Origin of the sequence: Enterococcus sp. DIV0187 (assembly GCF_051713785.1) — a bacterium.
Lineage (GTDB): Bacteria > Bacillota > Bacilli > Lactobacillales > Enterococcaceae > Enterococcus_A > Enterococcus_A avium.
The window spans coordinates 810,083-822,987 of record NZ_JBIOQO010000001.1 but is presented as its reverse complement, the minus strand read 5'-3'; the positions used below and the strand labels follow the sequence as shown (position 1 = coordinate 822,987).

Here is a 12,905-nt window from a genome sequence, read left to right as displayed (position 1 = left end):
CAGCTGAATAGTTATGAACGTAAATTGAACAAAGGAGCTATCTATGAACAGTTACACGTTACCGATTAAAGTGGCGGTGCTTACTTTTCCTTTTTTGGCGATGTTTATCACTGCACCTATTTTAATTTATTATTATCGAAAATATGGAGAACTAGGCAAGCTGAGAAGTCTGATCTTGTATTCGTTTGTTTTTTACTTGTTATGCGCATATTATTTAGTGATCTTGCCGTTACCTGAAGTCAGTACGGTAGCACAGATGACTGGTCCGCGTTATGAACTTCATTTATTTCAATCTTGGCATAATTTCATGAATCAAACGGTACTGCAATTGAATAACCCAAGCACCTATTTGCCAGCAATGAGACAAAGCGTCTTTTTGGAACCTGTGTTTAATATTTTTCTACTTTTTCCATTTGGCGTATATTGTCGTTATTATTTTAAATTTTCATTTTGGAAAACTATTTTGGTAAGCTTCTGCTTATCGCTATTTTTTGAGCTAACGCAATTAAGTGGTCTGTATTTTATTTATCCGCGTCCTTATCGATTATTTGATGTCAATGACTTATTCCATGATACATTAGGAGGGATACTGGGCTTTGCTTGTGCGCCACTATTCACTTTCTTTTTACCAACACGAAGTGAACTGGACTCAGAATCATTGGAGAAGGGACGGCAGGTTACAATAATAAGACGTTTTGTCGCACTGGCGATCGATTGGTTTATCATTGGTTTGTTTAGTCCAATAATTAATTATCTATCAAATGTATTACCGCCTAAAGCCGGTGAAATCTTAAGTAATACGATGTCGGTGTTCATCATTGAAGTAGTCGTTTACTTTATGTTAATCAATTATCTCTTAAACGGTCAAACCCTTGGAAAAAAGGTTGTTCGCATTCAAGTTATCGAAGATGGACACAAGCATATTCGTTTGAGCCGACTGATCCTGCGGTATTCTGCGCTTTACTTTCTTTTCTTCGGGCTATTGCAAATTTTTCAATACACAATGACACATTTAATTGCCGTAAATCACACGCTATTTATCGCTTATGCGACATTAGGAATGTTAAGTTTAGGAATTTTACTTTTATTTCTATTCAACTTATTGTATGCTCTCATAAGAAGAAAAACCCGCCTATTCCATGATAAAGCGAGTCACACGTATACGATTAGTACGTTAAAGAAAGAGGTATAACATGCGAACTTTTGAATCATTCAATTTCCAGCCGTTTATTCTTGAAGCCATCAAGGATAAGGGTTTTACTGAACCAACAGCAGTTCAAGAAAAATTAATTCCTTTAATTAAAAAAGGGAAAAATGTTGTCGGACAGTCACAAACAGGTTCAGGAAAAACCCATACGTTTTTGCTGCCATTAATGAATAAGATCGACGCCGCTAAAGATGAGGTTCAAATCGTCATCACAGCGCCAAGCCGCGAACTAGCGACGCAAATTTATCAAGCCGCCATTCAAATTGCAAAATTTTCACCAAATGAAATCCGCGTAACCAATTTTGTGGGCGGAACCGACAAGCAACGGCAAATCGACAAATTAGCGACGCATCAACCACATGTCGCTATCGGAACGCCTGGTCGTATCTTAGACATGATGAACGAACAAGCGTTGAAAGTCCATACGGCAGAGTGTTTTGTGGTCGACGAAGCGGATATGACTTTGGATATGGGATTTTTAGCTGAAGTCGATCAAATTGCTGGCCGTTTACCGAAGCATTTACAAATGTTGGTCTTTTCAGCAACGATTCCAGAAAAATTACGTCCCTTCCTATTAAAATATATGGAAAATCCTGTGATTGAAGAAATCAAGTCAAAAGCAGTAATTTCCGATACGATCGAAAATTGGCTCATTTCTACTAAAGGACAGGACAAGAATCGTTTGATTTATCAATTATTGACGATTGGTCATCCATATTTAGCGATTGTTTTCGCCAATACGAAACAACACGTCGATGAGATCAGTGATTATTTAAAATCACAAGGGTTAAAAGTCGCGAAGATTCACGGGGATATTTCACCGCGAGAGCGGAAGCGTGTAATGCGCCAAGTACAAAATTTAGATTATCAATATGTTGTCGCAACAGACTTGGCTGCTCGAGGAATTGACATTGAAGGGGTTTCTCATGTTATTAACGCAGAGATTCCCCAAGATTTGGATTTCTTTATTCATCGTGTGGGCAGAACAGGTCGGAACGGCTTGTCTGGTACGGCGATTACTTTGTATGGTCCAAGCGATGAGAACGATGTTAATTTAATTGAAAATCTCGGTGTGACTTTCCAACCAAAAGAGATCAAAAATGGGGAAATCATCGATACTTATGATCGTAATCGTCGAAAGAAACGCGAAAAATCAAAAGATGAGCTAGATCCAACTCTAATTGGTTTGGTTAAAAAATCAAAGAAAAAAATTAAGCCTGGCTACAAGAAAAAAATCGATCGCGCAATTTCAGAGTCGAATAAACAAAAACGTCGCGTGGCACGTCGTCAAGAAGAACGTGGCGCACGGAAGAATAAAAAACGTTCAAACTCTTAAAACTTTAGAGAAATGACTATTAAAAGAACTTGTATCTGTTAATCCGATACAAGTTCTTTTTGCATTTTGACACAAGGAATACCGTCTTCTTCAAAAATATCCGAAACAACGCGATAGCCGATTTTCTCGTAGAAAGCCTGCGCACTAAGTTCGGCCGAAAGAACAGATGTCTGACAGCCTTCGAAAAATGCCTGTGACTCTATCCGAGCTAGAAGTTTTGTCCCTAAACCTTGATTGCGATAATCAGGATGGACGCATAGACGGTCAGGATTCAACGTCGATTCATCTAATTTTTGATAGCGTACAGTGGCGATGGGGATTTGCTCATCAAAGAAAACGAGATATTGACGATCCACTGTATCCAATTGATCAAACTCCAATTCGGGCAAGATATTTTGTTCCAAAACAAAAACCTGGTAGCGTAAAAAAAAGGCAGCAGCCTGCAATTCTGGTGAAGCTCCAAAAATTTCCTTCATCTTTTTCCTCATTTCTTTGTGATAATGGTATAATTCTAACATATGAGTGTTGGAGGAGGCAGAAAGATTTATGAACTTATTAGATCAATTAGACTGGTCCTATTGGAAGCGACTGAATCCAAAAGAAAAACGTACCTTGTTAAGCCAGCTTTTGCTTCATTTTGTCAATCCATTAATGAAGATTTCAGATATTGAATTAAAGGATTTTGATTTGTACGGTATCAAATGTCAGACGTTTCAGTTGCTGATTGATGAAGAGGAATTTGTCTTTATCCCAGGAAATAAAGATGCCATTTTAGGCTGGAACTTAGGAACAAAAGGTCTGTCATTGTTGGAAACCGCACCGAACTCTCCAGAAATAATGATCCCAGAAGAATTACGCGGACAATATAACTTTTTTGATGTTGATTCTTTAGGAGAACTAATAAATGATAAAACAACAAGTTTGCGTAAAGTACAAATCCCGCCAATGTTTGTTCAGCGTCATGCTTTACCAGCGGGAACAAACTATTTGGGAGTTTATGATTCGGTAACTGGGAGTTTTTCAGGAGAAGCAGATCAATTTTCTACCTATGAAGAGGAAATTAAAAATGTCTTGTCACCAAATTTGACGCCGGAAGAAAGCATGACTTGGTCTTTTCCTAAGAACGTATTAAAAGAAGGACGTTGGTATATTGAAATGATCCCTCATTCAGACAGCTACTATGTGTTTAGTCATGAAGAGCATACCTACACCAGTCTACGAAAGAAAATTCGCAAGAAAAATTTTGATTTATTAACAGAAGATCAGTGGGAATACGTTAATGGTGCAGGCAGCCGCCGTCTATTTCGGTGGGGCAATGATCTAAATGTCACTGATCCTTATCGCGGCAAGAACGTTCGGAAGATGATGGAACAAGAGAATATGTTCGGCTTATTCTTTGATACCTCAATGGAACGCTTTGAAATTACCGAAGATCCCGGTGTATTAAAACTGACGAATAAGAAGAATCATGTTGGAATTCCAATTGTTGATTTCCTGCCGCTATCTAGTTATTACAGCAATACGACAACAATGATGCATGAGGAGATTCTCTCACCAAGTAATTATTTGTATCGTAAAGCAATTCTAATCAAGATCTAGTTTGACTTTTGACAAACTTTTTTCTATACTCTTAAAAGGATAAGGTTTATTATTTTCGCCTCCACAGAAAGTGCACGATTGCTGAAAGCTGCACGTTGCGTGTAATGAATTGCTCCCGACATTTTTTGATTGAAAAATCAACGCTGCTCAGCGTTAACGAGCTGAAGAGGTAATGATCAAACTATCATTGCAATCAAGGTGGTACCGCGAGTTTTCGTCCTTGACTGCAGTGGTAGTTTTTATTTTTTGAGAAAAGAGGAGAACAGATGAAAAAATTATCAAGCGCACAGGTGCGCCAAATGTTTTTAGATTTCTTTAAAACCAAGAATCATATGATTGAACCGAGTGCGTCATTAGTACCGGTGAACGATCCTACCTTGCTATGGATCAATTCAGGGGTTGCGACGATGAAGAAATACTTCGACGGCAGTGTCGTGCCAGAAAATCCACGGATTGCCAATGCACAAAAGTCTATTCGTACAAATGATATTGAAAATGTAGGTAAAACTGCGCGTCACCATACGATGTTTGAAATGCTAGGAAATTTCTCAATCGGTGATTATTTCAAAGTAGAAGCAATCGAATGGGCTTGGGAATTCTTAACTTCACCTGACTGGATCGGCTTTGATCCAGATAAATTGTATGTAACGGTTTATCCTGAAGATAAAGAAGCAAAACGGATCTGGTTAGAAGAAGTCGGAATTCCAGCAGATCACGTGGTTGAAATTGAAGACAATTTCTGGGATTTGGGCGCTGGTCCAAGCGGTCCCGACTCAGAAATTTTCTATGACCGCGGCGAAGCCTTCAACGATCTAGCTGAAGACGATCCAGAAAATTATCCTGGCGGCGAAAATGAACGCTATCTAGAAATTTGGAATCTGGTATTCTCAGAATTTAACCATACGCCACAGGATACTTATGAACCATTGCCTCATCAAAATATTGATACAGGGATGGGGCTTGAACGAATGGTTTCCATCATCCAAGATGCCCCTACCAACTTCGAAACTGATTTATTCTTACCAATCATTGGTAAAGTAGAGGAGTTAAGCGACAAAAAATATGGTGCTGATAAGCAATTGGATATTTCTTTCAAGGTTATCGCGGATCATATTCGTTCTTTAGCCTTTGCGATTGGTGATGGCGCGTTACCTTCAAATGAAGGCCGTGGCTATGTTTTGCGTCGTTTATTACGTCGTGCGGTCATGCACGGTAAGAAATTAGGTATTGATCAAGCGTTCTTGTACAAGCTGGTTCCTGTTGTCGGCGAAATCATGGTGAGCTATTATCCAGAAGTGAAGCAACAGGAGGCTTTCATTGAAAAAGTCGTTCGGACAGAAGAAGAACGTTTCCATGAAACCATCAATGACGGTTTATCGATGCTGAACGATGTGTTAGCTGAATTAAAAGCGAAAAATGAAACCACGTTAGATGGAAAAGTTATTTTCAAATTGTACGATACGTTTGGTTTCCCTGTAGAATTAACGGAAGAAGTCGCAGAAGATGAAGGCTTGAAGGTCGATCATCAAGGCTTTGAAGTAGAAATGCAGGCGCAAAAAGAACGTGCCCGGGCTGCTCGTACAACAGAAAAATCAATGGGCGTTCAAACGGCTTTATTGGGTGATATCAAAGTAGCAAGCAAGTTTGTCGGCTATGAACATTTGGAAAGTGAAAGTGAATTGCTTGTTATCCTGAAAGATGATGCCATCGTTGATATGGTTGGAGAAGGCGAAGCGCGTTTGATTTTTGCGGAAACACCATTTTATGCTGAAATGGGCGGACAAATCGCCGATAAAGGAATCATTGTTGATAGCGCAGGTAAAATTATCGCTAATGTTACCGATGTCCAAAAGGCGCCAAATGGGCAAGCTTTGCACACGGTTGAAGTCCTTGGATCACTAAAAGAAGGCGAAAAATACTTTTTGCAAGTCAATGCCGCTTACCGCAATAAGATCATCAAAAATCATACAGCGACTCATGTTCTGCACAAAGCCTTGAAGGAAGTGCTAGGCGATCACGCGAACCAAGCCGGTTCATTAGTGACGGACAAACATTTACGTTTTGACTTTACACATTTTGGTCAAGTAACTGCGGTTGAACTAAAAGAAATGGAAAAAATCGTCAACCAAAAAATCTGGGAAGCTATTCCTGTGGTAACAATCGAAACCGATATCGACACAGCGAAAAATATGGGCGCAATGGCCTTGTTCGGTGAAAAATACGGACATGATGTACGTGTAGTAAACATCGGCGACTGGTCGATCGAGCTATGCGGAGGTACGCATGTAGCGAACACAGAAGATATTGGCTTATTCAAGATTGTCTCTGAATCAGGTATCGGTGCCGGCGTACGTCGGATCGAAGCGTTGACCGGCAAAGAAGCCTATGAAGCTTTCCGTGATGAAGAGGAACAATTAATGCAAGTGGCACAAATCGTGAAATCACCACAAATCAAAGAAGTTGTTAGCAAAACTGAGCAATTGCAACAGCAATTACGTGAGCTGCAAAAAGAAAATGAACAACTAGCGACAAAACTAGCGAACCAACAAGCAGGCGACGTCTTCAAGGATGTCAAAGAAATCAACGGTACGACCGTGATTACTGCTCAGGTTAACGTAAAAGATATGAATCAATTGCGTCAACTAGCGGATCAATGGAAGCAAAAAGCTTTGTCTGATGTGTTGGTTCTTGGAACCGTTCAAGGGGAGAAAGTGAATCTGCTAGCAGCCATGAGTCCAGCAGCCAATGAAAAAGGCTTGAAGGCTGGCGATCTGATCAAAGCGATTGCGCCAAAAGTCGGCGGCGGCGGCGGTGGACGTCCAGACATGGCTCAAGCCGGTGGGAAAAATCCAGCAGGTCTAGCTGATGCATTAGCAGAAGTGGCCAACTGGTTAGCATAATTTCCAATTAAAGGACAGCATCTTTGTGACGCTGTCCTTTTTTTATGAGAATATGACTATTCCATAGCGACTTTCTTTTATTACTAAGGCGGTTTAGGTATAATTCAAATGAGAGAATTATTTTTCTGAAAAGAGGGGACCATTTGGGAATTATTGAGCAAATTATTTTATTTATTTTTATTGTCAACTTAGTGGGGGCAATCATTACTGTTTTTCGTAAACCGCGGAATATCACAACAATTTGGGCTTGGCTTTTGACCTTGATCTTTTTGCCAGTCATCGGATTTTTAATTTATGCCTTTTGCGGTCGTGGTATTGACGGCGAAACCATGTATCTTTTCGAGCAAGATGACGAGGCTCGAGTTAAAGAGATTAATGAAATTATCCAGCAAGACAATCGTCATGTCGACCACAACGAACCAGATCAATTGTATCCAGCAGCAACAGCCATGGTGAAATATTTTAAAAATTTGGATGAATCACCGTTGGCAATCCGTAACGAGTTAGAATTTTTCCTAGATGGAACGGCGAAATTTGAACGCTTATTTGAGGATTTGCGTAATGCGCAAAGTACGATTCACGTCGAATATTACGCCTTCTTTAATGACCGCATCGGTAATCGCTTCATGCGTATTTTGGAGGAAAAGGCAGCTCAAGGCGTGGAAGTACGAATGATCTATGATCCGTGGGGGGCGCCGAAAACAAATAAAAGCTTTTTTTCAACCTTGATTAAAAATGGCGGCAAGGTGGCGCCTTTTATTACCTCAAGAAACATTTTGGCTAAGACACGCTTAAATTATCATTTGCATCGAAAAATTGTTGTGGTAGATGGTCAGATTAGTTGGACAGGCGGTTTTAATGTCGGAGATCAGTATCTCGGGGAATCTAAACGCTTTGGAAGATGGCGCGATACTCACGGTCGGATCGAGGGAACAGCTAGTTTCACGTTGCAGGAAATTTTTATTCGCGATTGGAATGCTTCTGTCACGAACAAAGCCGATCGGATGAGTTATTTACCAGAATATTTTGTTTTACCGCAAAAGCAGATTGAAAAAGGTGTACCAATGCAAATCGTGGCCGATGGTCCTGATTCCAGCGAACAGATTATTAAAGACGGCTTTGTTCGCATGATCTTAGCAGCTGAAAAAAGTGTCTGGATTCAAAGTCCGTATCTTGTACCAGATGAGACCATGATTTCTGCTATCTTAATTGCAGTACGATCAGGAATTGATGTAAGAATCATGATTCCAAATATGCCAGACCATCCATTTATTTACCGAGCTACTCAATATTATGCTAATTATTTCCATCAACGAGGCGTAAAAATTTACCATTACGCAGACGGCTTTTTACATTCCAAAACGATTGTCGTTGATGATGAGCTGGCTAGTTTCGGCTCAACCAATCAAGATATCCGCAGCTATGAGTTAAACTTCGAGGTCAGCAGCTTCATCTATGATCCAGCGATTGCACAGCTATTCCGAACTATCTTTGAAGAGGATATGAAGGAATGTATTCTGTTAACAGATGAAATAATCGCCAATCAATCTCACTGGTTGAATTTCAAACAGCGCTTCTCACGTTTATTATCACCTGTTTTATAGTTATTTTCGCAAACCTTGGCGGGCAAGATTGTCCGCCCCTTTATTTTTTGCTTCTGGAATCCATTGTAGAACCAGCAGGGGAAATTGCGGCGCTAATTCATTAAACTCTGATAAATATGGTTGAAAGAGCTTGTTTTTTGTTTGTCCTTGGTCTAAAATTTTTATTGCAGTTTTACTATCGGAATAAAGTAAAACCGTTTGATCGTTCAGCTTTTGGTCGATCAAATAGGTTAGTGCATGGAGAATCACTGCTAATTCTGCTTGATGATTGTTGGTTTCAGGCAGTGAGATTGCAAGCTGTTCTTGCTTTTCAGAAATAATAAGAATGCCGCCGCCGCTCTTTTGAGTATTCGTAGCCGCATCAGTATAAACTTTTAACATAATGATCATCCTTTTTTAGAAGAGTAGGAGTATATGAATGAAGACAAAACGCTATTTTTGGCAACCAGAGCTGTCAATCAGCATTATTTATTGGTCGTTGACCTTTATTGTTCTTTTTTATGGTTTGATTCTGACCTTAGAGAAAACACGGCCTTATTTACAGGGTAATATTGTGATCGGCATCGCCATTTTATTTGCTGTTGTCGGCCTTCATCGCTATTTGAACATTGACGAAACCGGTATAAGAGTCCGATACGCAAGAGTTTGGCGCCGTGAAACTCTTTTACGGGAGCATATCGATTATTTAACACCGTGTAAAGACGGGGTGATTATCCAGCGAAAAGGACTTAGCGGAGCAGCTTTCCATTTTGCTATGCGTAAAAAAAGAAAAGAAGCCTTTATAAAAGACTTTATAACGTTTTATCCAGAAATTGAAATCAGAGAAATAAACGAAAAGATCAGTCATGACTGATCTTTTCGTTTATTTCTTTTTTACATGAGCTGCTTGCATCCCGCGAGCACCCTCCACAATTACAAAATCAACCTCGTCACCCGGATCCAAGCTTTTGAATCCATCTTCCTCAATCGCGGTGAAGTGAACAAAAACTTCTTGATTTTCATCATAAGCAATAAAACCGTACCCTTTTTTTTCATCAAACCATTTAACAATGCCACTATTCATTACGCAACACCCCTTTGCAATTGCTGGTTTTATTATACGTGAAGGAAACAAAAATTGCGAATCAATACGTTTGATAATTCTAAGTGGTGTTTTTCTTTAAAAAATTCGTTATAATAAAAAGGAACGAATAAAAAAGTGTATTTTTCTGAGTAACGTTCGGGAAAGGGAGTTTTTATGAAAACTGATATCGAAATATCTCAAGCGACGACTTTAGCACCAATTACGGAGGTCGCAGAAAAAATCAACTTATCTTTTGATGATTTGGAATTGCATGGCAAATACAAAGCAAAAATTGAGTTTGATGCTTTAGAACGGATGAAAGAAAATCCAGAAGGCAAATTAATTCTTGTCACATCAATCAATCCAACGCCGGCAGGGGAAGGAAAATCAACTGTTACGATTGGATTAGGCGATGCTTTAAATAAAATAGGCAAGAAGACTGTGATCGCTCTTCGTGAGCCTTCTTTAGGACCAGTGATGGGTATCAAAGGCGGCGCAACTGGTGGAGGCTATGCACAGGTCTTACCTATGGAAGATATTAATCTGCACTTTACTGGCGATATGCACGCGATCACAACGGCAAATAATGCGTTATCAGCTTTACTGGATAATCATATCCATCAAGGAAATCAATTAAACATCGATGCCCGGCGCGTGATTTGGAAACGGGTTGTTGATCTGAATGACCGTGAGTTGCGCCATATCACTGTTGGCTTGGGCGGTCCGATCAATGGAGTTCCCCGTGAAGACGGCTTTGATATTACTGTCGCCAGCGAAATTATGGCAATTTTATGTTTAGCAACAGATATTGAAGACTTGAAGCAGCGCTTATCAAATATCGTTGTTGCCTATACCTTTGATCGTGAGCCCGTAACAGTCGGCGATTTGAAGGTGGAAGGAGCACTAGCGCTTGTTCTTAAAGACGCAATCAAACCTAATTTGGTTCAAACCATTTATCAAACACCTGCGTTTGTGCATGGCGGACCATTTGCGAATATCGCTCATGGCTGTAATAGTATTTTAGCAACTCGAGCTGCTCTGCACTGCGGTGATTATGTGGTCACAGAAGCGGGCTTTGGTGCGGATCTTGGCGGGGAAAAATTCTTGGATATTAAAGTTCCTAGTTTAGGAAAAGCTCCCGACGCTGTAGTGATCGTTGCAACTATCAGAGCACTGAAGATGCATGGCGGAATGGCTAAAGCTGATTTAAGTATGGAAAATCTTGATGCATTGAAAAACGGCTTCAGCAATTTGGCCAAGCATATTCGTAATATGCGCAAATATGGATTACCAGTAGTTGTTGCTATCAACGAATTTATCAGTGACACTGACAAGGAAATTACACTATTAAAAGAACTTTGCGAACAAGAAGATGTGAAGGTCGAGTTGGCTAGCGTCTGGGAGAAAGGACCTGACGGCGGCATCGATTTAGCAAAGACAGTTGTTGAGACGATTGCAAATGAAGAAAATCATTTCCATTCAATCTTTACCAGAGAACATGATGACTTAACTGAAAAAGTTGAAACGATCGTTCGCGAGATTTATGGCGGGAATGAAGTTATCTATAGTAAAAAAGCACAGCAGCAATTGGCCAGCTTCAAGAAATATGGATGGGATCGTTTGCCTATTTGCATGGCGAAGACACAGTATTCATTATCAGACGACCCAAGTAAATTAGGGGCTCCAATTGATTTTGATGTGACGATCCGCGAATTTGTACCGAAGATTGGCGCAGGATTTGTCGTAGCGCTGACTGGTGACGTCATGACGATGCCGGGATTACCTAAAAAGCCTGCTGCTTTAAATATGGATGTTGATGAAAAGGGCAATGCTATCGGCTTGTTCTAGCATGACAAATGGAGCAAACACTCGTGAAAGCGGGAGTTTGCTCCATTTTTGTATATTCAAAAGCAGATTTTGCATATTTTTACTAAAATATGCAAAATAATTTATAAAAAACCATTGACTTGTATAAATACTACACGTATAATCGTCAGAAATAGCAGATTTCTAATCGTATTATTATTCAATTCCAAGAATATCAGCTCCGCTTTTCGCGGTCTATATAGTGAACAAAAAATAAGGCGCGCCAAAAGTTCACCAAGCTAATGGAATAATATACGGCTTGAACATCAGAAGAAAAAGGAGGGATTAATTTGAAAGTTTCGATTATCGGAGTGACAGGCTACAGTGGGATCGAGCTGGTCCGAATACTATTGCAGCATCCTAACGTAGAGATTAGTTCTATTCACAGTCATTCGCAAAATGGCAAAGATATTGATGAGTATTTGCCGCATTTAAATCGATTGTTGAACCTTCCTCTGGAACCAATTGATTCCACAAAAATCATGGAGCAGTCAGATTTAGTTTTTTTCGCTACACCGTCAGGTATTTCTAAAGAGATCGCCACAACTTTTGTAGAGGCAGATTTTCCAGTTATTGACCTTTCAGGTGATTTCCGATTAAAAACAGATGGGCAATACGAAAAATGGTATAAAAATTCAAGTGCACCCTTTGAAATATTACAAAACGCTCATTACGGATTAGCTGATTTTTATGCAGAATCTACGTCAAAATTAATCGCTAATCCTGGATGCTATGCTACGGGAACACTTTTATCTTTGGCACCGCTGGTTCAGCAAGAAATTATCGAATGCGATTCAATTATCGTTGATGCAAAATCTGGTTTATCAGGCGCAGGCAAGAATTTATCGGAGTCTAGTCATTTTGTTAACAGCAATGAAAATATGACGTTGTATAAAATGAACAGCCACCAGCATATTCCAGAAATCATGCAGCAATTAAAAAAATGGAACGAAAGTATTCCAGCAATCCAATTTTCGACTTCCCTAATTCCAGTGACTCGCGGTATTTTCATTACAACCTATGCTCGCAGCAAGGAAAAACTGACACAAGAAAAGGTTTTAAATTTATTTCAAACCTTCTATCAAGAAAAACCATTTGTCCGAGTTCAAGATCAAGATGTTTACCCAAACTTACATCAGATCGTCGGTTCGAATTTCTGTGATATTGGAGTAGCTTACAATGAAGTGACCAATATCATTACTGTTGTTACAGTTTTGGATAATTTAGTAAAGGGCGCAGCTGGTCAAGCCGTTCATAATCTAAATCATCTAGCAGGTTGGCCAGAAACTACTGGACTAAACCTAGTACCAATTTATCCATAAAAAATGCC

The 12,905-nt window shown here is 39.7% G+C and carries 11 protein-coding genes; 8 read left to right on the top strand and 3 right to left on the bottom strand.

Translation table 11 applies throughout. The annotated features are described in order from the left end of the window. Positions 1 to 43: 43 nt before the first annotated feature. Positions 44 to 1,192 (top strand): VanZ family protein, encoded by a 1,149-nt coding sequence (locus IGI52_RS03990; protein ID WP_438780547.1) that lies wholly within the window; start codon positions 44 to 46, stop codon positions 1,190 to 1,192. Position 1,193: 1 nt separating this feature from the next. After that, on the top strand, positions 1,194 to 2,543 hold the full coding sequence (locus IGI52_RS03985; protein ID WP_438780546.1) for a DEAD/DEAH box helicase: 1,350 nt from the start codon (positions 1,194 to 1,196) through the stop codon (positions 2,541 to 2,543). 38 nt (positions 2,544 to 2,581) lie between these two features. Here the strand turns inward: IGI52_RS03985 and IGI52_RS03980 are convergent, their stop codons facing one another. Further along, on the bottom strand, positions 2,582 to 3,019 hold the full coding sequence (locus IGI52_RS03980; protein WP_016180188.1) for a GNAT family N-acetyltransferase: 438 nt from the start codon (positions 3,017 to 3,019) through the stop codon (positions 2,582 to 2,584). Between the two features lie 70 nt (positions 3,020 to 3,089). On the opposite strand from IGI52_RS03980, the gene IGI52_RS03975 reads away from it, so the two are divergent. From IGI52_RS03975 to cls, 3 genes are all read left to right on the top strand, one after another. Next, positions 3,090 to 4,142, top strand: a complete 1,053-nt coding sequence (locus IGI52_RS03975; RefSeq protein ID WP_118368045.1) for a DUF7278 family profilin-like fold-containing protein — start codon at positions 3,090 to 3,092, stop codon at positions 4,140 to 4,142. A 266-nt stretch (positions 4,143 to 4,408) separates the two neighbouring features. Beyond that, positions 4,409 to 7,042: an alanine--tRNA ligase gene (alaS, locus tag IGI52_RS03970; protein WP_438780545.1), complete on the top strand. Its 2,634-nt coding sequence runs from the start codon at positions 4,409 to 4,411 to the stop codon at positions 7,040 to 7,042. A gap of 143 nt (positions 7,043 to 7,185) precedes the next feature. Further along, entirely contained in the window at positions 7,186 to 8,646 is a 1,461-nt protein-coding gene (gene cls / locus IGI52_RS03965) for a cardiolipin synthase (RefSeq protein ID WP_016180191.1), read from the top strand. On the opposite strand, the gene IGI52_RS03960 is transcribed toward cls, so the two are convergent. Next, on the bottom strand, positions 8,647 to 9,027 hold the full coding sequence (locus tag IGI52_RS03960; protein ID WP_438780544.1) for a ribonuclease HI family protein: 381 nt from the start codon (positions 9,025 to 9,027) through the stop codon (positions 8,647 to 8,649). It lies immediately after the preceding gene. 37 nt (positions 9,028 to 9,064) lie between these two features. Between IGI52_RS03960 and IGI52_RS03955 the strand changes: the two genes are divergently transcribed. Beyond that, entirely contained in the window at positions 9,065 to 9,499 is a 435-nt protein-coding gene (locus IGI52_RS03955) for an EbsA family protein (protein WP_049222018.1), read from the top strand. A 9-nt stretch (positions 9,500 to 9,508) separates the two neighbouring features. On the opposite strand, the gene IGI52_RS03950 is transcribed toward IGI52_RS03955, so the two are convergent. After that, positions 9,509 to 9,709: a cold-shock protein gene (locus tag IGI52_RS03950; protein WP_016180194.1), complete on the bottom strand. Its 201-nt coding sequence runs from the start codon at positions 9,707 to 9,709 to the stop codon at positions 9,509 to 9,511. A 174-nt stretch (positions 9,710 to 9,883) separates the two neighbouring features. Here IGI52_RS03950 and IGI52_RS03945 point away from each other — a divergent pair, with 174 nt between their 5' ends. Together IGI52_RS03945 and argC are read left to right on the top strand one after the other, a co-directional pair. Continuing rightward, positions 9,884 to 11,557, top strand: coding sequence for a formate--tetrahydrofolate ligase (locus IGI52_RS03945; protein WP_049222019.1), 1,674 nt, complete (start codon positions 9,884 to 9,886; stop codon positions 11,555 to 11,557). 308 nt (positions 11,558 to 11,865) lie between these two features. Then, a complete protein-coding gene (argC, locus tag IGI52_RS03940; RefSeq protein ID WP_438780543.1) occupies positions 11,866 to 12,897 on the top strand; it encodes an N-acetyl-gamma-glutamyl-phosphate reductase in 1,032 nt (343 codons plus the stop codon). Positions 12,898 to 12,905 lie beyond the last annotated feature (8 nt).

Coding starts and splice junctions, on each gene's coding strand:
- IGI52_RS03960 (WP_438780544.1), bottom strand. CDS start 9,027: ATGTTAAAAGTTTATACTGATGCGGCTACGAATACTCAAAAGAGCGGC.
- IGI52_RS03945 (WP_049222019.1), top strand. CDS start 9,884: ATGAAAACTGATATCGAAATATCTCAAGCGACGACTTTAGCACCAATT.
- IGI52_RS03985 (WP_438780546.1), top strand. CDS start 1,194: ATGCGAACTTTTGAATCATTCAATTTCCAGCCGTTTATTCTTGAAGCC.
- IGI52_RS03955 (WP_049222018.1), top strand. CDS start 9,065: ATGAAGACAAAACGCTATTTTTGGCAACCAGAGCTGTCAATCAGCATT.
- IGI52_RS03980 (WP_016180188.1), bottom strand. CDS start 3,019: ATGAAGGAAATTTTTGGAGCTTCACCAGAATTGCAGGCTGCTGCCTTT.
- alaS (WP_438780545.1), top strand. CDS start 4,409: ATGAAAAAATTATCAAGCGCACAGGTGCGCCAAATGTTTTTAGATTTC.
- IGI52_RS03990 (WP_438780547.1), top strand. CDS start 44: ATGAACAGTTACACGTTACCGATTAAAGTGGCGGTGCTTACTTTTCCT.
- IGI52_RS03975 (WP_118368045.1), top strand. CDS start 3,090: ATGAACTTATTAGATCAATTAGACTGGTCCTATTGGAAGCGACTGAAT.
- IGI52_RS03950 (WP_016180194.1), bottom strand. CDS start 9,709: ATGAATAGTGGCATTGTTAAATGGTTTGATGAAAAAAAAGGGTACGGT.